Below are 20,547 nucleotides of genomic sequence, written 5' to 3' on the forward strand. Positions count from 1 at the left end.
CAAAAACAATTATGCTCTTTTGAGTAAAGCAATTATCATGGTAAATTACGGATAATCACATCTCTAGCAAATCAATACTTTCGAATAAACACAGTCATTCCTATACAAGGTCAATAAAATGAAAAAAGACCGTTTCTTTCGAAACAGCCTTTCTATATAATTAAGTTAATTATCTATTGCGGATTAACTTCAGCCAAAGCCTCTGTAACATTAATGGCATAATCAGCCAGTTTCTCACACTCAGAGAATAAATCATTAAAAATAATCCCCGCTTCATAAGCGTATACACCATTTTTAAGGTTATCTAAATGCTCAACCTTTAACTGGTTACGGTAATTGTTAATTTCATCTTCTAGCTGTCGAGCCTTGGTCATATGAATATCTTCATTACCATCATCCAGGTTACTAATCATCACTTCTAAAGAAGCATCAACAAGGTTAAACATTAGCTCTAGCTTTTTAAGAATTTCATCGTCGAACTTAATATTAGCATTTCGCATACGATTAATGGTCTTTGCTAAATTAAAGTTACAATCTCCAATACTTTCTAAATCATCAACCAATTTTAGCATTGAACGAACACGCTTACGACCGAGATCACTCAATTTTCCTTGGTTTACTTGTGAAAGATAATTTGCAATTTCAACCTCTATATCATCGCAAATATTTTCATACTTTTCGATACGAGCATACTGCTTACTAAACTTACTATCTTTATTTTGATTAAGGATTTTACGAACAAAGCCAAACATCTTATGGCTATGCTTACCAAACCAATGCACTTCTTTACGAGCCTGCATTATTGATAACTCAGACGTTGATAACATCCCAGTAGTAATGAACTTAAGTCTAAATTCCTCTTCTTCAACCTCTGATGAAGGCACCATTTTAATAACTATTTTATTAAATAATGGTACGAACCAAATAAACAGTAGTACATTAATAACATTAAAAGAAGTATGGAAAATTGATAAGGCCGTTGGAATGGCTGCAGTAGACTCAAGTGGAGATACTCCATTGCTTTTTGTTACAAATTGCTCGATGGCACCAACAAAAGGCGTAAATACGATTAACATCCAAACCACACCTAACAAGTTAAACAGAAGATGAACACGTGCGGCTCGTTTTGCAGATACATTACCAACTGCAGCAGCAATATTGGCCGTTATTGTTGTTCCTATATTTTCTCCCATAACCATGGCGGCGGCCAAAGGAAATTCAATCCATCCCTGATGACACATTACAAAAGTAAGTGCCATTGTTGCACTTGATGATTGAATAACAACAGTTAATAACGCGCCTATAGCTAAGAAAATTAAGGTCGAACCAAAACCCATTCCGGTCCAGTTCTCAACAAAACTTAGCACTTCAGGGCTACCTTTAATATCAGGAACAGAACCCTTTAGATACTCTAAACCTAAAAATAATAAAGCAAAACCTACTAAAAATTCGCCCCATGAACGACGCGAAGAGTTTTTAGAGAAAATAAGTGGCAAACCTAAACCAATCATAGGTAAAGCATAAGCACTTATCTTTACTTTAAAACCAAGTAAAGTAATCATCCAACCAGTAACCGTGGTTCCGATGTTAGCACCCATAATTACACCGATAGACTCAACCAGTGACATTAAACCAGCATTTACAAAACTAACCACCATAACGGTAGTTGCCGATGAAGACTGAATGATTGTAGTTACCAAAAACCCTGTTAAAACGCCAAAAAAGCGATTAGAGGTCATGGCAGATAAAATACTACGCATTTTGGAGCCAGCAACTTTTTGTAGTGCCTCGCTCATCATCTTCATACCGAAGAGAAATAACCCCAATGAACCGATAAGGGTTAAAAAATCAAATAGTGAATAGTCCATAATAAACTGTAATGTAGAGGTAATTTACCATTGCAATACTTAACAGGATGATCCATCCTTTTTCAGAGGCCAAAGATGTGATTTTTTTTAAAGTATTAATATTTCCATAACCTTATTTTAAAGATTTTTTAACACTATAAAGTCCTCTTTAGATTACTTCTAAGTTACAAGCTTATATGTGATGACAAATAATCAATTACTGCGGAAGCTAACTGTAGAAATTTTGCCAATAATTTTTAGAGGAAGGAAGAAAAAGAAACGTTGAAAAAATAAAAAATCGAATTAAAACACCTGTATTCATGTTTTAATTCGATTTTTCAACTTAAAAAGCAATAATTAAAGCAATAAGAGATAAAATAAACACCTGTAAAATCAAAAATCGTACAGGAATATCAATACCACTTAACCAGCTCTTTACCGTTGTAACAGTTTGAGTTTTCATAGTATTAAAAGGGTTATGCTGAAATTCATTCAGCGGTTAATAAAACTATTCAACTCCCGATTCCATTACCAAGACGCAAAAATAATAAAAAGGTTGCGTATTAGTCAATAATAAAATCAGGTTCTCTTATTTTTCTTGGTTAAGGATTAGAGAATTTTACAAATCATTTGAAATTAAGAGTATTTTCTCTTTATTTGTAAACGCAATGAACAGAGATTTATTACATATTGCCTCTACAACATTAAATGTAAGTACTACATATAGTGCTACTTCTCATATGATGATGTGTATGATGATGACACCTTAAGTGTCACAACGCATCGTATCTGAAAAATCAACAAATATTTAGAACAGACCGGTGCGTTAAGCACAGGTAGAGGGTTAAGCAAAACATTAACCATAAAAACTAAATAGTATGTCTGATTTAAAATTTGAAACACTGCAGTTACATGCCGGACAAGAAGTTGACGAAACTACATTATCCAGAGCGGTACCCATTTATCAAACCAGTTCTTATCTTTTTAAGGATTCGGAACATGCGGCTAATCTTTTTGGATTAAAAGAATTCGGCAATATTTACACCCGAATTATGAATCCAACAACAGATGTGTTTGAAAAACGCATTGCTGCCTTAGAAGGTGGAGTAGGAGCATTGGCAGTATCTTCCGGTCAAGCAGCACAATTTATTGCACTAAGTAACTTTCTTGAAGCAGGTGATAATTTTGTATCTACATCCTATTTGTATGGAGGAACCTACAATCAATTTAAAGTACAGTTCAAACGGTTAGGCATCACAGCTAAAATAGTTGATGGTGATCAGGCGGCTGATTTTGAGCAAGCAATTGATGAAAAGACTAAGGCCATTTACATTGAAACAATTGGTAACCCTCAATTTAATATTCCGGATTTTGAAGCCATTGCTGCAGTAGCAAAAAAGTACGAAATCCCTTTGGTTGTGGATAACACTTTTGGTGCCGGTGGATACTTATTTCGTCCTATTGAGCATGGTGCCAATATCGTAGTTGAATCAGCTACAAAATGGATTGGTGGACATGGTACATCTATTGGTGGAGTAATTGTTGATGGCGGTAATTTCAATTGGGGTAATGGTAAATTTCCATCATTTACAGAGCCATCAGAAGGTTATCACGGATTAAAATATTGGGAAACGTTTGGTGCTGAAAGTCAATTTGGCAACATTGCATTCATTATTCGAGCACGTGTTGAGGGCCTACGTGATTACGGTTCAGCGCTTAGTCCATTTAATTCATTTTTACTTATTCAAGGTTTAGAAACGCTATCGCTTAGAGTTGATAGACATGTAAGTAATGCTTTAACAATTGCTGAGTGGTTGGAAAATCATCCACAAGTAGAATACATAAAATATCCTGGTTTAGAATCAAGCCCTTACCATACACTTGCTAAAAAGTATTTGAAAAAAGGCTTTGGTGGTGTTTTAAGCTTTAAAATTAAGGGTGATGCAAAAGCAGGTGACACATTCATAAATAACCTATCGCTCATCAGTCATTTAGCTAATATCGGCGATGCTAAATCCTTAATTATTCATCCTAGTTCAACTACACATGAGCAATTAAGTATTGAAGCTCAAAAAGCGTCAGGCGTTGAACCTGGTCTATTGCGGTTATCGGTTGGTATCGAACACATCGACGATATTAAGGCTGATTTAAATGCCGCGTTTTCAAAACTTTAAATAAACAAGCCATCTAATGTTAATTCGCATTGGATGGTTTTTATTTTCGTTTACTTTTGCAAAGCAAAACATAAACCACGAACAAACTTCTGCGTTTGTAAAAACATTAACCATGAAACAAAAATTAAACATCGGTCTATTTGGCTTTGGTGTAGTAGGACAGGGGCTATATGAAGTACTTAAAACCAGTCCATCATTTGACGCTGAAATTTCAAAAATCTGTGTAAAAAACAAAAAAGAACGATCACTACCTGAGAACAACTTTTGTTACAACGCCGACGATATATTGGACGATCCTAACATCAATACGGTTGTTGAACTAATTGATAATGCTGACGAGGCTTACAGTATCGTAAAAAAAGCGCTTCAGAATGGCAAACATGTTGTATCGGCCAATAAAAAAATGCTAGCCGAAAACATGGCTGAAATGATTCAGCTTCAAAAAGAAAACAAGGTTTCATTATTATACGAAGCATCAGCTTGTGGAAGTATTCCAGTTATTCGCAATTTGGAAGAGTATTACGACAATGATTTATTACTATCTGTTACGGGTATCTTAAACGGATCATCAAACTACATACTTTCAAAAATATTCGATCATAACCAGTCGTACGATTCTGCACTAAAAGATGCCCAAGATTTAGGTTTTGCTGAAAGTGATCCTACATTTGATGTGGAAGGTTTTGACTCGTTATACAAACTAATTATTTTATCCTTACATAGTTTTGGTGCAGTTATCAACCCAGATGATGTATTAACCTACGGTATTTCTAACATATCAGATTTTGATATTCAGTATGCTCGTGAAAAAGACTACAAAATAAAGTTAGTTGGACAGGTAGAACGCTTGGAAGGAAATAACATTACTTTATTTGTTTTACCACGCTTTGTACGTAAAGATAAATACATCTATAGTGTTGAAGATGAATTCAATGGAGTAGTAATTAAAGGAAAAGCCTACGATAAACAGTTTATGTTTGGAAAAGGTGCAGGAGCTCATCCTACAGGGTCAGCGGTTCTTTCTGACATTACGGCTTTGGCACACAATTATGCTTACGAGTATAAAAAAATGAATTATGCCGAAGATTTTAACTACTCAAAAGAGCACAAAGTAGAACTCTATCTTCGCTATTCTGATGCTAAAATTCTTGACAAATTTAATTTTGAATCCATTACAGAAGAGTACAAAGGTCCAGAATACAGTTATAAAATCGGTTTTATAAAAATAGCCGAATTGCTAAAAATAAAAGATGAACTAAGAGGTTTAGATATTTTTATGGGGATAACAGGAAAGTCTCTAAACTACTAAAATAAAACTTTATAGATCTAACGAATCAATATGCACAGTTGCTTGTATGTTGGTTCGTTTTTTTATGAGTATTTCATAAGCAGTAGCAATTTCATGTGCATTGTGTATGGTGTAAGTTGATGGTAAACGTATATGAAAAGTCATTTCGGTATGGTTTCCATATTGATGAACTAAAAAGTGATGAGGATGTATATTAAACTCAGCCACTTCATCGGCCAAAAGTATTATTTCATCTTTCAGCTCATCTTCAATTCCTTCGCCTAATAAGTGACTTATATTTTCTTTTAAAATGGAGTAGGTGGTGTAGAATAATAGTATTGAAACTAAAATTCCCAATACTCCGTCCATCCACCAAAAATGATTACCTATAAAAATACCTACTAATATTACCAAAGAGGATATAGCATCGGAACGATGGTGCCATCCATCAGCAATCATCGATTTTGAATTTGTCTTTTTTCCAATACGAATGGAGTATTGAGCCATAAACTCCTTGACTAAGAATGAAATAACAGTGACCACAATGGCAATAGTTCCGTATTGAACGTCGCTTTTACTTTGTAATTTTATTATCGATTCTTTTAAAAAGCTAAAGCCTATAATGGCTAATAACATACTTACAACGATGGAGGCAATTACTTCGGCTCGTCCATGTCCGTATGGATGTTCGTCATCAGCAGGCTTGGCAGATACTTTTAAACCAATTAAAACAGCTACTGAAGATATGCTATCACTTAAAGTGTGCCAGGCATCAGCAATAATAGCAACCGAAGAACTAACGATGCCTGCCCATAATTTTATGGCAAATAAAAAAATATTTAATACGATAGAACCATAGGTGGCCAATATGCCTTTCTTATTTTCCATAAATGAATGTTCAATTATGGAGTATGACAAATAAGCCTATACATTGTTTAATCATTATCCACATAAAAAAAGTCGGATATAATTCGATCAGTAATCATCTTTTTAGTGCTTGGAACTAAACAAAATCCATCATTCAAAACAACATTGCCATGCGATACTTGCTTCTTTAACTCATCATTAAAATAAGTTCTTATGATAGGGTTAAAGTTATCAATGGAAGATATATCTATTCCTTTTGATGTACGTAAACCAAGCATTACCAATTCATTATATCGATCACTATCCGTCAGTTCTTCTTCTTCAAAATAAGCACCATCGCTAGACAAAGCTTGAATATATTTACCAGTATCTCGTACATTCCATCGACGATTATTATCAATAAATGAATGGGCTGATGGTCCCAATCCGAGGTATTTTACGCCAGTCCAATAATTACTATTGTGTTGCGATTCACAACCGTCAATGGCAAAATTAGAAATCTCGTAATTAATAAAACCTGCTTTATCTAGTTCATTCAGTAAGTAATCAAATTGCTCAATACTTTTTTGTTCAGGAATTTCGGCCAATTTGCCCTTTTTAAGGTAATCGTAATACAAAGTTCCTTTTTCAAATGTTAAATGATAAGCCGAAATATGTTGTACATTGCTTTCTATCGCAAATTGTACATTACTCTTCCATTCTTCAAAGCTCATATAAGGCAAGCCATAAATCAAATCAATACTCATGTTAGCAATACCATTTTCTTTTGCAATTCTAATGGCATCTTTTGCTTGCTGTGCATTGTGTCGTCTATTCATTTTTCGAAGATGAACATCTACAAAACTTTGTATGCCCATACTTAATCGGTTAACACCCATTTTAACAAGTCCCTGAATATATTCCTCGGTAACATCGTCGGGATTAACTTCCATGGTCAGCTCTTTTACGAGCCGTGTATTAATGTATGACTGTAGATGATGTATAATTGTTTCAACTTCATTTAATTTTAAGGTAGATGGTGTTCCGCCACCAAAATATATCGTTCGAATATCTTCATGTTTCAAAAAAGAAGCGTTCAAATCTATTTCTTTACAAACAGCTTTAATATATTCGCTTTTTAATTGTTGATCAGTCGTTTTGTAAAAATCACAATATGAACATCGTGTATAACAAAAGGGAACATGTATGTAAATACCAGCCATAGGGGAAAATGTTTCACGTGAAACACTGTACTACAGTGCTTTATTAACGGGTTATCAACAGTTTTTAAACAAAAATCCAGTAGTTATCAACACCAAGAAACAGAATGCTTTATTATTTAAAAAAATACAACAAAACAATCGGTATTATCTGCTTAATTACGGTTTTAAGCTTATTAAATACAAGTAATATAAAAACAGATAGTTTTAAGATAATACCCCATTTCGATAAAGTTGTTCATTTTCTCATGTACTTTACATTGGGTTTTGTGTTTATGTTCGAGTATTACCTACATCATCACAAAACCTTGAAACGCATTTCAAAAATTCTTATTCTACCATTAATATATGGAGGCATTATGGAAATTCTACAATTTTCAATGACCAACTATAGAAGCGGAGATTGGTGGGATATGTTAGCAAACGGCTGCGGTATAATTGCAGCATTTTTTGCAGTTAGTCTATTCAAAAACAACTCGTTTATAAAAACGTGTGTACTGTTTCCGTATAGGCAATCCAAATTTATAACTTGATGTAATCCGATTTTTCTTCCATGTTTGAAAGAATTTTTTCAATGGTTTCGGTTGAAAAGAACTCAAACATTTGTTTACGTATAGAACTATATTGATCGTGCACAGGACAGGCGTAACCTTCTTTACCATTACTTTTACATGAGTGCATCCCAATTAAGCAATTGGTAAATACATCACTTCCATCAATAATAGAAACAATATCGTACAAAGTAATTTCTGAAGCAACTCGACCGATACTAAAGCCACCATGTGGACCTTTGGTACTCTTTAATAGTTTTTGTTTCGCTAAACTTTGAAGTATTTTTCCTAAAAAAGGAGTTGGAATATCCAGATCTTTTGAAATTTGCTTAATGCCAATTTTCTTACCTTCTTCATCATTAACAGCTAAATATATAACTGCTCTAATAGCATATTTACAAGTATTCGATAACATGTTTACTGAGTTTGTGGCTAAGGTAATAAAATCAATAAAAAACCTTTATCTCTTTTTATTCTTTTCTAATTTTTATCGACTATTTATACAAATACGAAAGCCAATGACAAGACAAATGATGCTACAGCAGATTATTTTTGGTATAATTTAATAAGTTAGCGTCCATAAAAACAAAATGTCCCCAATCTGCGAGAGGGGACATTGAAATATAGATGTATACAATATTAAACAGGAATTTTATCTATACGATTTTGATGACGACCACCCTCAAATTCCGTATTAACAAACTTATCAACAATAGCGATAGCATCTTCGATAGATACATAACGACCTGGAACAGTGCATACATTGGCATCATTATGCAATCGTGCCATTTCAGAGATATCAACAGTCCAACACAAGGCAGCACGTACGCCCTGGTGTTTGTTAGCAGTCATGTTAATACCATTGCCACTCCCACAAACGGCAATACCAATTTCATAGTCTCCATTTTCAACCGAAGCAGCCATAGGATGCGCATAATCAGCGTAATCGGTGCTATCCTCACTGTATGTTCCAAAGTCTTTTACTTCAATATTATTTTCAAGTAAGTAATTTTTTATGGCTTCCTTAGCTGGGTATCCAGCATGATCTGCAGCTAATGCAATAGATTTAAATATCATGATGCTTTTTTTTTACAAAGATATAAATTAATGTACACTGAATGAGCAATTAAAACCTGACTTTATACCTGCTTATACACTTATAAACATCCTTTCATTTCTTATCAATTATTATTATAGGATAACGATAAGTATCCCTTAATCCGTAAATTAAACATTGAAGCCTTGGTGCTAAAAACCTGTTTAAAACCCCTTATTTTAATGTTAAAAACTTGTGAACTTTGTGGGATTAAAAAGTAAAACTTTGTCTTGATTATTAAGAATATAATTACAATACAAGGACCTAGTTCAATAAGCCGTGTTAGTAAGCCAATTATTTTAATGTGATTTTTGAACGGTTTTTAACCCCACTTTAAACATTAACAAACAAAGAAATTATTAAATTTGAACCCTATTAACAGTTTGTTGATAGAGTTTAAAAAGGCATTAATATCAATAAATTAACAGATTTTAAACATGTTAATAAGACGTTAGTATTTGTTTATCTAAAGATGATAACATCACATACAATGTTTTTTCATAAAAAATACTAACCTTGCTAACAGGATATCATTATTACTATATATTTTAAATTTCTTTCTATTATATAATATGAATATAAAGAGTAGTTGGTTGAAAAGTGGATTTGTGAACGAAGAGGTTCCAACTGGTATCGATATCAAAAAAGAGATCGTACGTTTAAAAGAGGAGAAGGACGCTATTATTATGGCTCATTTCTATCAAACAAACGAAATACAGGACATTGCTGACTTTGTTGGGGATAGTTTAGCCTTGGCACAAAAAGCGGCTAAAACCGACTCTAAAATCATTGTTTTAGCTGGGGTACATTTCATGGGCGAAACAGCAAAAATTTTGTCGCCTGAAAAAACCGTACTTGTACCTGATTTAAATGCTGGTTGTAGTTTGGCTGATAGCTGTCCACCAGATGAATTCAAGTCATTTGTAGATAAGCATCCTGATTATACCGTTTTAACCTATGTTAATACAACGGCTAAGATTAAAGCTTTATCTGATATAGTGGTAACATCAACCAATGCCAAAAACATAGTTGATAGTTTACCTAAGAATGAAAAGATAATTTTTGGCCCCGATAGAAATCTAGGTAATTACCTAAATAGTATTTCTGGTAGAGAGATGGTTTTATGGGATGGTGCTTGCCACGTTCATGAAAAGTTTTCTGTTGAGAAAATAGTTGAACTAAAAGAACAGCATCCTGAAGCTTTGGTTTTGGCACATCCTGAGTGTAAGAAACCTTTATTATTATTAGCCGATTTCGTTGGTAGCACTGCAGCTCTACTTAACTACTCCATTAAAAGTGATGCTAAAAAATTTATTGTTGCAACTGAGTCTGGTATTATTCATCAGATGCAAATGGAAAGCAACGATAAGGTATTTATACCAGCTCCGCCAAACGATTCAACATGTGCTTGTAATGATTGTGAGTATATGAAGCTGAACTCACTTGAAAAATTATATAATGCTTTAAAGTATGAGTGGCCAAGCATTGAGGTGGATGAGACAATTCGTTTAGATGCTGTTAAACCGATCAATCGTATGTTGGATATTTCGCATAAAGCGGGCTTGTAATTTTAATAACCTAACCTAAATGGAAAAATTAGAACATCCAGTATCTATATTATTAGTTGAAGATAATGTGCTAAATCAAAAGCTTATATTCCTCAACTTATCTAAATACGGGTTTAAAATTGATATTGCTAATCATGGTAAAGAAGCATTAGAAAAATTAGAAAATGGTCAATATGATTTAATTCTAATGGATTTAATGATGCCGATTATGGATGGATTAGAAACTACCGTAGCCATACGCGAAAAGGAAAAACAAACCCACGATCATATGCCAATTGTTGGCTTAACTGCTAATACTTATGATGCAGATCGTGAAAAATGTTTGTCATATGGGATGGATGAATACATGGCCAAACCATTTGATTTACAAGAGTTCTTTGGAAATTTAAAGAAACTAAATATCATATAAGAGTTATTTATGAGTTTCGACATACGGGGAAATGGTGATACCGAAAGAGATTTTGAAAAGGCTTTACGCCCTCTCTCTTTTGATGATTTTAAGGGACAGGATAAAATTGTCGAAAATCTAGAAATATTTGTACAGGCTGCTAAAATGAGGGGTGAAGCCCTTGATCATGTTCTTTTGCATGGGCCTCCAGGACTTGGTAAAACAACCCTTTCTAATATAATAGCGCATCAATTAGGCGTTGGTTTTAAACTAACAAGCGGTCCAGTACTTGATAAACCTGGCGATTTAGCTGGTATCTTAACAAGTCTTGAAGAAAATGATGTACTTTTTATTGATGAGATACATCGCCTTAGTCCAATCGTAGAAGAGTATCTTTACAGTGCGATGGAAGATTTTCGTATTGATATTGTTATTGATAAGGGGCCTGGAGCACGAAGTATACAAATCGATTTAAATCCTTTTACATTGATTGGTGCTACAACGCGTAGTGGTTTATTAACTGCTCCTTTGCGTGCTCGCTTTGGTATCAATAGTCATTTGGAGTATTATAATGCCGAAACAATCGCTCACATTATCGAACGATCAGCTGATATTTTGGAAGTAAGAATTCATAAAAATGCTTCTGATGAAATATCACGAAGAAGCCGTGGAACACCACGTATTGCTAACGCACTATTGCGACGAGTTCGTGATTTTGCACAAGTAAAAGGCAACGGTACAATAGATTTAGATATTAGTAAGTTAGCCTTGAATGCCTTAAATATTGATACCTTTGGTTTAGATACCATGGACCATAAAATATTGGTAACACTCATCGATAAATTCGGCGGTGGACCTGTGGGTGTTAGTACCATTGCAACCGCTGTTGGCGAAGATGCTGGTACAATTGAAGAAGTATACGAACCTTTTTTGATTATGGAAGGTTTTATAAAGAGAACACCTCGTGGCCGAATGGCTACAGCTCACGCATATGAGCATTTAGGGCGTGAAACCAAATTAAACCAGGGAAACCTATTTTCTTAATAAAGTGAGTAAACTTAAAAAGCTTGCGGGCGATACAATAATTTACGGTGCGAGCACTATATTGGGACGCCTGCTCAATTGGCTATTAATGCCCTTATATATTCGTTTAATGGATCCTGCTCAGGTAGGAGGCGTTGTTAATATTTATAGTTACATAGCTGTTTTATTGGTTGTTTTAACCTTTGGTTTCGAAACGGGTTATTTTAGATTTGCGAAAGATGGTAACCGGGCTGTTTTATTAAAAAACCTTGGTTCCTTAATCGCATTCTGCTCTTTAGTGTTTTGTGTGCTTGTTTATGTTTTTAGGAATGAAATAAGTTTTTATCTGGGTAATGAGTTTTTAGTTGCAGAATATTTTGTAGTTGCATCCTGGATAATCGCTCTGGATGCTTTAATGAGTATTCCATTCGCCGATTTAAGAATTAATAACCATACAGTACGATTTGCCTTACTGAAGTTTCTTTCTGTAATCCTAAACATCGTAATTGTACTCTTTTACATGCTTCTTTGTCCTTATCTTATTGAAAATGGATATGAGGCTTTTGAATTAATTTATGACCCGAACAACAAGCTCTATTACGTTTTTCTATCCAATTTTATTAGCTCTTTATTAATAGCCATTATAATCGTTCCAAAAATATTCTTTGTTAAGGCTAAATATGATAGGGCGGTAATTAAACTAGTTCTACGTTACTCATATCCTATTATGATTGTTGGCTTATTTGGTATGCTTATTCAAAATATTGATAAGATTTTAATGCCACATTTAATAAGTGAAAACGCCATGGATGCTCTTGCTATATATGGTGCCAATTACAAAATTGGGATATTAATGGCTATTTTTATTCAGAGTTATCGTTTAGCGTTTGAACCATTTTTCTTTAAAGAAGGAAAGCAAAATGCCACCAAGGATTTATACGCTCGAGTATTGAAATACTTTGTGATTTTTGGTATGATTATTTTCGTTGGTGTTCTGGTTTTTATTGATGTTGTTAATTACCTATTGTTGCCCGAATATTTTGAGGGAAATGTCATTATTCCGTTTATTCTTTTAGGACAACTTTTCTTTGGTATATATTACTCATTATCATTGTGGTATAAACTTACCGATAGAACCAATTATGGTGCACTAATTAGTGGAATAGGTGCCATGCTTGCCATTATTGGTAATATTATTTTAGTACCATTAATGGGTTACCTTGGAGCTGCCATTACATCCTTAGTTTGTTTCGTTCTAATGACGATTATATCCTATTTACTTGGGCAGAAATATTATCCCATTAATTATCCTTTATTCCGAATAGGATTACATATTATAGTGGGAGTATTGGCTGTTTATATAAGCCATTTACTATCTTCAGATAATCAAGTATTTCATTTCGCTATCAAAGGCATTATATTTGTGAGCTATTTTGCCTTTCTTTATATGATTGAAAGGAAGGAATTAATAAAGATTATATCATGACAGAAGTACAAATTATCAATAAAAGTAAACATCATCTCCCTCATTATAGTACAGAACATTCAGCGGGCATGGACCTGCGTGCCAATATTGAGGGCTCTATAATTTTAAAACCTTTGCAGCGATTATTAATTCCTACTGGTTTGTACATTCATCTCCCCGATGGTCATGAAGCTCAAATTAGACCTAGAAGTGGTTTGGCTGCAAAATTTGGTATTACCGTTTTGAATACGCCTGGTACAATTGATGCTGATTACCGGGGGGAAATAAAGGTTATTCTTGTTAATTTATCCAACGATGATTTTACCGTTAATGATGGCGAAAGAATTTGCCAAATGGTAATTGCCCGTTACGAAAAAGTAAAACTTCAAGATGTTGAAGTATTGGAAGATTCTAGTAGGGGTAGTGGTGGTTTCGGACATACAGGAACTAACTAGTATTTATAGTTTTAAACAGATGCAATGAAAATACTTCAGTGGAGTGCATTACTGATAATAGTTGTTTTAACAGGATGTAGTAGTGTTAAAACAAGTTCAGCAAACGTTAGTAGCGAACAGATTAAAAAAGTACAACTAACTGATATTCAAAAGCGCAAATTCGATTATTTTTTCTACGAGGCGAATCGTGAGAAAATGAAAGGCAACCTGGAGAAGTCGGCAATGTACTTAAGCGAATGTCTTAAGATTGATGCGACAAGCAGTGCTGCCATGTATGAGTTAGCTAATATTTTAGCTGCTGGCCAAGAAGCTGTTAAAGCTCAGGGATTATTGGAGCGTGCAATACAGCTTGAGCCAAATAATATTTGGTATCGTTTAATGTTAGCAGAGTTGTACCAACAAAATAAGTTGGGTGTACAGGCCATTAAAATCTATGAGCAAATTGTAAAGGACTATCCTACTAATGATGAATATCTTTACGGTTTAGCTCAGTTATACCAGCGAAACAAAAACTTCGATAAAGCTCTCGCCACATATAATAAATTAGAAAAGCGAATGGGATTAAACGAAGTTATTATTCTTGAAAAGGAAAAAATACTTCTAAACATAGGTAAGAATAAATCTGCGCTTAACGAATTGAATAAGTTGGTATCAAAATATCCCGAAGAAGCTAGATACTACGGCTTTATAGCTGACTATTATTTGTATTTAGAGGATGAAGAAAAAGCAAGAGAGTATTACAACATTGTTTTAGAAAAAGATCCTGGAAATGTAACGGCCTATTTTAGTCTTGGCAATTTAGCTTTTCAAGCGAACGATACTACTACATTTATTGACTTCTATAAAAAAGGATTAGCAAGCAAAACAACTCCTTTTGAAGTAAAATTTCAGCGTATTCTTCCGTTTTTAATGGATAGTAAAACCATAAAGCAAAACGAGTTTTTTATTGTTGAATTTCTTGATATTGTTATTGATACTCATCCATATGAAGCAAGGGCATACGTATACAAGGGTAATTTTTATAGGAGTATTCAAGATAATGAAAATGCTCTTTTAGCGTACAAGGATGCATTATCTATCGAGGATAAAAATGAAATGATATGGCAAGATTATCTATTATTAATGATAGATTCTCAAGATTTTAAAAAGCTCTATGGTAATGCGAAAGTTGCGATTAACCATTTTCCAAATAATTCGTTTTTTTACCTCTTAGCAGGTAGTTCAGCCAGTCAATTAGATCAACATGATGAAGCGATTTCTTTACTGGAGTTAGGACTTGAAAAAGTTGGAGAAAACAAGGCTTTAGAAGCTCAATTTTATGCTAATATTGGCGATGTAGCATACAGCCAAAAAGACACTAAAAAAGCTTTTGATTCCTACGAAAAATCGCTTAAAATAGATGAGCTTAATATTGTTGTACTAAATAACTATAGTTACTATTTAACTATGGAAAACCGCAACCTGGATAAGGCCGAACGAATGAGTAGTAAGTGTATAGAAATGGAACCTGGTAATGCTACTTATTTAGACACTTATGCTTGGGTTTTATTTAAACGTGAACGTTACTTTGAAGCCAAATACATAATTGAAAGAGCGCTTGATAATGGTGGGAACTCAAGTGATGTTATTGTAGAACATTATGGCGATATTCTCTTTAAAAACGGTAATGTTGAAAAAGCTGTAGAACAATGGCAGAAGGCTCTTGAAATGGGCAGTGAAAGCAATAAAATTCAAGAAAAGATTGATACAAAGTCATATATTGAGTAGTTGAGTTATGAGGAAGTTGGTTGTTGTAATATTGGCATTAATTACGCTTGCTGGTTGTAAAACTTCGCATGTTTATTATACCAAAAAGGGTGAACTTAGGAATATATCAGATTCAAAATTATTCAGTTCAGTTGAAGAGCAGTATTTAGATTACGAATCGTTGTTTTATAAAAAGTTCAAAGCCGATGTAGAGCTTCCAAATGAAGATTATTCGTTTAAAGGAAATTTGTATTTACTAAAAGATTCTTCCATTGTGGTTTCCATATTAATGGGTATTGAATGGTATCGTGTTCGTTTAACGGAAACTGGTGTTGAAATTATTGATCGTCGTAAAAAGACCTATACGCAAGGAGATTATAAATTATTATGGGATAAATTTATGATCGAACTAGATTACTATACTTTACAAAGGATAATTACTAACGAATTATTTACTTATCCGATAAGTATAGATCAAGATCGATTTATTAAGAAGTATAAACATTACTGCAGTAACGATTTATATCAATTTCAATCCGTTAGAGAGGGAAAGTATAGCAGAAAGTACAAAAAGGAAAAGGTGGATAATATCTTGTTTCATCAATTCTCCATTCTTCCTGAGGTGTTTAAAATTTCTGAAGTTTATATTAAAGATTTTGGTGTAAATAGCCAAGTTAAAATTACTTATCATCATAGCTTGTCTGATGAAAAGACTTTGTTACCATCCGTTTTGGATATTAATGGTGAACGTGGAACTGAAGCTTTTAAACTGCATATCGAATTCGACAATATAGAAGTAAACGGAACTAATTCTATTGGATTTAAAGTATCGAGTAAGTACAAGAAATTATACATGAATAATGAGGATTAAAAGGTTATTACTTGTTGTATTACTGTTAAATATCATTACTGGTACTTGGTCCCAAAGTTTAAAGGAGCTTGAATCAGAAAAGGAAAAAATTAGTAAACGTATTAATTATGCCAATAACCTTTTAATTAAAGTTAATAAGGAAAAAAAGGATTCGTATCAAAATGTTCAGTTATTAAATCGGCAAATATCAGATCGTCAAAAATTAATTGATGTTTACGACGAAGAAATTATATTGCTTGAATCTGATATCAAAGAACTAGAATCCGATATTGCCATTAATAAAGAGAAGCTTACATCCTTAAAAGATCAATATAGTCTTCTTATTGTTGAAATGTACAGCAATAAAAAACGATATAATGAGCTATCGTTCTTTTTTGGTTCTTCAAGTTTCAACGAAGCTTACCGACGTTATGCAATGCTAAAGGAATATAATCGCTTTAGACATAATCAAGGTGTTTTAATACAGGATAAATCAAAGGAATTAGAAGATAGTTATAATCTTCTTAATACGAAGCTTACGGTTCAAAATAACGCTTTAAAAGGGCTTAAAAAGCAGCAACAATCCTTACTTAATGATAAAGAAAACTTAAATGGAAGTATTAAGAAATTACTTTCTAAGGAGTCTTCTTTAAAAGTGCAGATTCGTAAGCAAAAACGAGCTTTAAAAAAGCTGGAAGAAACCATTGTAAAGTTAATTGCGGAATTAGCTAAGGAAAGTGTGGAACCATCCGATTTTCATTTATCGAAAGGCAAGATGTCCTGGCCTGTTAAAGAGGGTGTTATTATTAGTCAGTTTGGTGAGCACAAACATCCTGTATTAAAGTATGTTAAGGTTAATAATAATGGAATTGATATTAAAACATCAAACGATAAAGAAGCAAAATGTGTCTTTAGTGGTGTGGTTTCTCGTATAGTGCCAATACCAGGCTATAATAAGGCTGTTTTAATACGTCATGGACGTTTTCTTACAGTTTATGCAAACCTTGATGTAGTAGGTGTTAAAAAGGGTCAAAACGTAACAAAAAACTCTGTTATCGGTACAATATACAGTGGCAATGGTGAAAATTCTGGTGTGTTACACTTTGAAATTTGGGAAGAAAGTGTGAAATTGAACCCTGAGTTATGGTTGTTTAAGTAAATAATTGATTTAAATTAAAACAATATCAGTTTATTTACGTAGAAATGATGTGATTGGATATATAAATTGCTATTATGCTTTCTATTAAAGGATTATCTTTTTAATTTTAACTGGAATTAAATGGAATTGACTGTGAATAAATTAGAATTCAACTCCGAAACTAAAAATATAAATATTGTCGAAAAACTTATCGACGATTTATCCAATACATTTGATTTACATAGTGATATCTATGGTAAATTATTATTGGCAGTTGTCGAAGGGGTTAATAACGCAATTGTTCATGGCAATAAGTTAAATAAAGAAAAGATAGTTACTGTTGAATATTCAATTGAAGAGGACAAAGTAGAATTTATAATTAAAGACGAAGGTACTGGTTTTGATTACACAACTATACCAGACCCTACAAAGCCTGAAAATCTTGAAAAAACCCACGGTAGAGGTGTATTTCTTATGCATCATTTAGCCGATGAAATTGAGTTTGAAGAAGAAGGTAGTGTGGTTAAAATGATCTTTAATATTACAAATGATTAACTTCTTATCTGAGGATATCTCTATTCCTCAAAATATAAATGCTAATACAAAAGCCTGGATTCAGAAGGTAATTGAGTCACATAATAAACAAGTTGGAACCCTAAGTTACGTCTTTTGTAATGATGAGTATATTTTGTATGTAAATAAGACTTATTTGCAACACGACTATTATACCGATATTATCACTTTTGATGAATGTACCAGTTCTGTTATATCTGGTGATTTAGTTATTAGCTTAGATACGGTTCAAAGTAATTCCATTGAATTTAAACAAGATTTCAATAAGGAACTACACCGTGTTATAATTCACGGAATACTTCATTTAATAGGTTTCAAAGATTTCACGGACTCTGAAAAACAGATAATGAGACAGCAGGAAGATAAAGCTTTATCATTGTTGTCAACTTTTCACTAAATTTGCTGTTTATCTATCAGTAAATGAATAATTTTTAACGTATGGAATTTAATTACGATGTTATTGTCGTAGGAGGAGGGCACGCTGGTTGTGAAGCTGCTGCTGCTGCCGCAAATTTAGGTAGTAAAGTGCTATTGATTACGATGGATATGGGACGCTTTGCTCAAATGTCTTGTAATCCTGCGATTGGTGGAATTGCCAAAGGACAAATTGTGAGGGAGATAGATGCACTTGGAGGTTACTCAGGAATCATAACTGATAAATCTTCAATTCAGTTCCGTATGCTTAATCGTTCAAAGGGACCTGCGATGTGGAGTCCGCGAGCACAATGTGATCGTGTTGTTTATTCTTATGAGTGGCGTAAGCAGTTAGAAGAAATTGAAAATGTTTTTTTCTGGCAAGATTCAGTTACTGAATTTATTTTTCAAGATAACATAATTAAGGGCGTTAGAACTGCGAATAAGGTCGAGTTCTTGGCTAAGGCTGTTGTTTTAACTACAGGAACATTCCTAAATGGCCTAATGCACATTGGATCAGTAAGTTCCGAGGGTGGTCGTGTTTCTGAACCAGCTTCAAAAGGTCTTTCTGAACAATTATTATCAAGAGGATTTACGGTTGGACGCATGAAAACGGGTACTCCTGTGAGAATTGATGAAAGGAGTGTAAATTTCTCTAAACTAGAAGAGCAAAAAGGAGATGAAGAAAACTATCGATTTAGTTATTTACCATCTCCAGATAACGGTCTTATAAAGCGTAGTTGTTTTGTTACTTATACAAATCCTGAGGTCCATAAAGTACTGGAATCAGGTTTGGAAGAATCTCCAATGTACAATGGAACTATTCAAAGTATTGGTCCTCGCTATTGCCCAAGTATTGAAACAAAAATAGTAACCTTTGCTTCTAAAGATCGTCATCAATTATTTTTAGAACCAGAGGGGCAGGATACTATTGAATTTTATTTAAATGGATTTAGTTCATCTTTACCTTTGCAAACACAAATTGATGCGCTCAAGTTAGTGGAGGGTTTAGAAAATGTTAAAGTATTTCGTCCTGGTTATGCAATAGAGTATGATTTTTTTGAGCCTACTCAATTAAAGCACTCCTTGGAGACCAAAGCTATAAGTAATTTATACTTTGCTGGTCAAATTAATGGAACTACGGGGTACGAAGAGGCTGCTGCTCAAGGTTTAATGGCAGGTATTAACGCCCACCAAAAAATCAACGATCAAAATGAGTTTGTTTTAACCCGTGATGAAGCCTATATAGGAGTTTTAATTGACGACCTCGTAACCAAGGGTGTGGATGAACCTTATCGTATGTTTACTTCTCGTGCTGAGTTTAGGATACTATTGCGACAAGACGATGCAGATACGCGATTAACGCCGAAAAGTCATTCGATTGGTTTGGCTTCTGCCGAACGACTGGAATATCTACAAGAAAAAATTGCGCTACGCGATAATCTAATTTCCTTCTTAAAAGATTATAGTGTAAAAACGAAATTGGTTAATTCGTGGTTGGAGAGTAAGGGAACTTCGCCTCTTAAACAAGGTGTGAAGTTAATCGATTTATTAATGCGTCCTCAATTACGAATCTTCGATTTATTGGAAGGTGTACCTGACTTTAAAAGATATGTTGATGATATTGATGAGTCCAGACGAATTGAAATTCTAGAATCTGCTGAAATATTATTAAAGTATTCGGGTTATATTAATCGTGAAAAATTATTGGCCGATAAATTCAAGCGATTAGAAAATCTTTCAATAGAGGGGAAGTTTGATTACGACACTATAAAAACCTTATCAACCGAAGCTCGTCAAAAGCTTGGTAAAATACAACCACAAACTATAGGTCAAGCTAGTCGTATTTCTGGAGTTTCGCCGAGCGATATTAATGTTCTTTTGGTATTAATGGGAAGGTAGTGT

The 20,547-nt window shown here is 33.7% G+C and carries 19 protein-coding genes; 14 read left to right on the forward strand and 5 right to left on the reverse strand.

Features of this window, described 5'->3' with window-relative positions; genetic code table 11:
- Window positions 1-173 precede the first annotated feature (173 nt).
- Entirely contained in the window at window positions 174-1,868 is a 1,695-nt protein-coding gene (locus tag FNN09_RS05255; RefSeq protein WP_143300441.1) for a Na/Pi cotransporter family protein, read from the reverse strand.
- Between the two features lie 857 nt (window positions 1,869-2,725).
- Here FNN09_RS05255 and FNN09_RS05260 point away from each other — a divergent pair.
- Window positions 2,726-4,021 (forward strand): O-acetylhomoserine aminocarboxypropyltransferase/cysteine synthase family protein, encoded by a 1,296-nt coding sequence (locus tag FNN09_RS05260; RefSeq protein WP_143300442.1) that lies wholly within the window; start codon window positions 2,726-2,728, stop codon window positions 4,019-4,021.
- 112 nt (window positions 4,022-4,133) lie between these two features.
- Window positions 4,134-5,330, forward strand: a complete 1,197-nt coding sequence (locus tag FNN09_RS05265) for a homoserine dehydrogenase (protein WP_143300443.1) — start codon at window positions 4,134-4,136, stop codon at window positions 5,328-5,330.
- Between the two features lie 9 nt (window positions 5,331-5,339).
- Here the strand turns inward: FNN09_RS05265 and FNN09_RS05270 are convergent, their stop codons facing one another.
- Window positions 5,340-6,197 carry a cation diffusion facilitator family transporter gene (locus tag FNN09_RS05270; protein ID WP_143300444.1) on the reverse strand — a complete coding sequence of 286 codons (858 nt, stop codon included), beginning with the start codon at window positions 6,195-6,197 and terminating at the stop codon, window positions 5,340-5,342.
- A 47-nt stretch (window positions 6,198-6,244) separates the two neighbouring features.
- The gene (hemW, locus tag FNN09_RS05275) at window positions 6,245-7,378 is read right to left on the reverse strand and encodes a radical SAM family heme chaperone HemW (RefSeq protein ID WP_143300445.1); all 1,134 of its coding nucleotides are present in this window, start codon (window positions 7,376-7,378) and stop codon (window positions 6,245-6,247) included.
- Between the two features lie 104 nt (window positions 7,379-7,482).
- Between hemW and FNN09_RS21560 the strand changes: the two genes are divergently transcribed.
- Entirely contained in the window at window positions 7,483-7,908 is a 426-nt protein-coding gene (locus FNN09_RS21560; RefSeq protein WP_143300446.1) for a VanZ family protein, read from the forward strand.
- Here FNN09_RS21560 and FNN09_RS05285 read toward each other — a convergent pair.
- Together FNN09_RS05285 and rpiB are read right to left on the reverse strand one after the other, a co-directional pair.
- Window positions 7,898-8,341 carry an Rrf2 family transcriptional regulator gene (locus FNN09_RS05285; RefSeq protein WP_143300447.1) on the reverse strand — a complete coding sequence of 148 codons (444 nt, stop codon included), beginning with the start codon at window positions 8,339-8,341 and terminating at the stop codon, window positions 7,898-7,900. The genes FNN09_RS21560 and FNN09_RS05285 overlap by 11 nt on opposite strands.
- A gap of 224 nt (window positions 8,342-8,565) precedes the next feature.
- A complete protein-coding gene (gene rpiB, locus FNN09_RS05290) occupies window positions 8,566-9,003 on the reverse strand; it encodes a ribose 5-phosphate isomerase B (protein ID WP_143300448.1) in 438 nt (145 codons plus the stop codon).
- 612 nt (window positions 9,004-9,615) lie between these two features.
- On the opposite strand from rpiB, the gene nadA reads away from it, so the two are divergent.
- The 11 genes from nadA to mnmG all read left to right on the forward strand — a co-directional run bounded on the left by nadA (window position 9,616) and on the right by mnmG (window position 20,544).
- Window positions 9,616-10,590, forward strand: coding sequence for a quinolinate synthase NadA (gene nadA, locus FNN09_RS05295; RefSeq protein WP_255434041.1), 975 nt, complete (start codon window positions 9,616-9,618; stop codon window positions 10,588-10,590).
- 19 nt (window positions 10,591-10,609) lie between these two features.
- Complete coding sequence (locus FNN09_RS05300) at window positions 10,610-10,999, forward strand: response regulator (protein WP_143300450.1); 390 nt, start codon at window positions 10,610-10,612, stop codon at window positions 10,997-10,999.
- 9 nt (window positions 11,000-11,008) lie between these two features.
- Window positions 11,009-12,022: a Holliday junction branch migration DNA helicase RuvB gene (ruvB, locus tag FNN09_RS05305; protein WP_143300451.1), complete on the forward strand. Its 1,014-nt coding sequence runs from the start codon at window positions 11,009-11,011 to the stop codon at window positions 12,020-12,022.
- A 4-nt stretch (window positions 12,023-12,026) separates the two neighbouring features.
- Window positions 12,027-13,487 (forward strand): lipopolysaccharide biosynthesis protein, encoded by a 1,461-nt coding sequence (locus tag FNN09_RS05310; protein ID WP_143300452.1) that lies wholly within the window; start codon window positions 12,027-12,029, stop codon window positions 13,485-13,487.
- The gene (gene dut, locus FNN09_RS05315; protein ID WP_143300453.1) at window positions 13,484-13,921 is read left to right on the forward strand and encodes a dUTP diphosphatase; all 438 of its coding nucleotides are present in this window, start codon (window positions 13,484-13,486) and stop codon (window positions 13,919-13,921) included. Before FNN09_RS05310 ends, dut begins: the two co-directional genes overlap by 4 nt.
- Before the next feature lie 24 nt (window positions 13,922-13,945).
- The gene (locus FNN09_RS05320; RefSeq protein WP_143300454.1) at window positions 13,946-15,688 is read left to right on the forward strand and encodes a tetratricopeptide repeat protein; all 1,743 of its coding nucleotides are present in this window, start codon (window positions 13,946-13,948) and stop codon (window positions 15,686-15,688) included.
- Between the two features lie 7 nt (window positions 15,689-15,695).
- Window positions 15,696-16,538 (forward strand): DUF4292 domain-containing protein, encoded by an 843-nt coding sequence (locus tag FNN09_RS05325; RefSeq protein ID WP_143300455.1) that lies wholly within the window; start codon window positions 15,696-15,698, stop codon window positions 16,536-16,538.
- Window positions 16,528-17,676: a murein hydrolase activator EnvC gene (locus FNN09_RS05330; protein ID WP_143300456.1), complete on the forward strand. Its 1,149-nt coding sequence runs from the start codon at window positions 16,528-16,530 to the stop codon at window positions 17,674-17,676. Before FNN09_RS05325 ends, FNN09_RS05330 begins: the two co-directional genes overlap by 11 nt.
- A gap of 132 nt (window positions 17,677-17,808) precedes the next feature.
- Window positions 17,809-18,210: an ATP-binding protein gene (locus FNN09_RS05335; protein ID WP_255434046.1), complete on the forward strand. Its 402-nt coding sequence runs from the start codon at window positions 17,809-17,811 to the stop codon at window positions 18,208-18,210.
- A complete protein-coding gene (gene ybeY / locus FNN09_RS05340) occupies window positions 18,203-18,625 on the forward strand; it encodes an rRNA maturation RNase YbeY (protein ID WP_143300458.1) in 423 nt (140 codons plus the stop codon). The genes FNN09_RS05335 and ybeY overlap by 8 nt, the downstream gene beginning before the upstream one ends.
- Window positions 18,626-18,666: 41 nt before the next feature.
- The gene (mnmG, locus tag FNN09_RS05345) at window positions 18,667-20,544 is read left to right on the forward strand and encodes a tRNA uridine-5-carboxymethylaminomethyl(34) synthesis enzyme MnmG (RefSeq protein WP_143300459.1); all 1,878 of its coding nucleotides are present in this window, start codon (window positions 18,667-18,669) and stop codon (window positions 20,542-20,544) included.
- The last annotated feature ends 3 nt before the right edge of the window (window positions 20,545-20,547 follow it).

The sequence above is a fragment of the Carboxylicivirga sp. M1479 genome (assembly GCF_007097485.1).
In the GTDB taxonomy this organism is placed as follows: domain Bacteria; phylum Bacteroidota; class Bacteroidia; order Bacteroidales; family Marinilabiliaceae; genus Carboxylicivirga.

Coding starts and splice junctions, on each gene's coding strand:
- mnmG (WP_143300459.1), top strand. CDS start 18,667: ATGGAATTTAATTACGATGTTATTGTCGTAGGAGGAGGGCACGCTGGT.
- FNN09_RS05330 (WP_143300456.1), top strand. CDS start 16,528: ATGAGGATTAAAAGGTTATTACTTGTTGTATTACTGTTAAATATCATT.
- FNN09_RS05325 (WP_143300455.1), top strand. CDS start 15,696: ATGAGGAAGTTGGTTGTTGTAATATTGGCATTAATTACGCTTGCTGGT.
- FNN09_RS05300 (WP_143300450.1), top strand. CDS start 10,610: ATGGAAAAATTAGAACATCCAGTATCTATATTATTAGTTGAAGATAAT.
- FNN09_RS05255 (WP_143300441.1), bottom strand. CDS start 1,868: ATGGACTATTCACTATTTGATTTTTTAACCCTTATCGGTTCATTGGGG.
- FNN09_RS05270 (WP_143300444.1), bottom strand. CDS start 6,197: ATGGAAAATAAGAAAGGCATATTGGCCACCTATGGTTCTATCGTATTA.
- hemW (WP_143300445.1), bottom strand. CDS start 7,378: ATGGCTGGTATTTACATACATGTTCCCTTTTGTTATACACGATGTTCA.
- FNN09_RS05320 (WP_143300454.1), top strand. CDS start 13,946: ATGAAAATACTTCAGTGGAGTGCATTACTGATAATAGTTGTTTTAACA.
- FNN09_RS05260 (WP_143300442.1), top strand. CDS start 2,726: ATGTCTGATTTAAAATTTGAAACACTGCAGTTACATGCCGGACAAGAA.
- ruvB (WP_143300451.1), top strand. CDS start 11,009: ATGAGTTTCGACATACGGGGAAATGGTGATACCGAAAGAGATTTTGAA.
- FNN09_RS05265 (WP_143300443.1), top strand. CDS start 4,134: ATGAAACAAAAATTAAACATCGGTCTATTTGGCTTTGGTGTAGTAGGA.
- rpiB (WP_143300448.1), bottom strand. CDS start 9,003: ATGATATTTAAATCTATTGCATTAGCTGCAGATCATGCTGGATACCCA.
- dut (WP_143300453.1), top strand. CDS start 13,484: ATGACAGAAGTACAAATTATCAATAAAAGTAAACATCATCTCCCTCAT.
- FNN09_RS21560 (WP_143300446.1), top strand. CDS start 7,483: ATGCTTTATTATTTAAAAAAATACAACAAAACAATCGGTATTATCTGC.
- FNN09_RS05285 (WP_143300447.1), bottom strand. CDS start 8,341: ATGTTATCGAATACTTGTAAATATGCTATTAGAGCAGTTATATATTTA.
- ybeY (WP_143300458.1), top strand. CDS start 18,203: ATGATTAACTTCTTATCTGAGGATATCTCTATTCCTCAAAATATAAAT.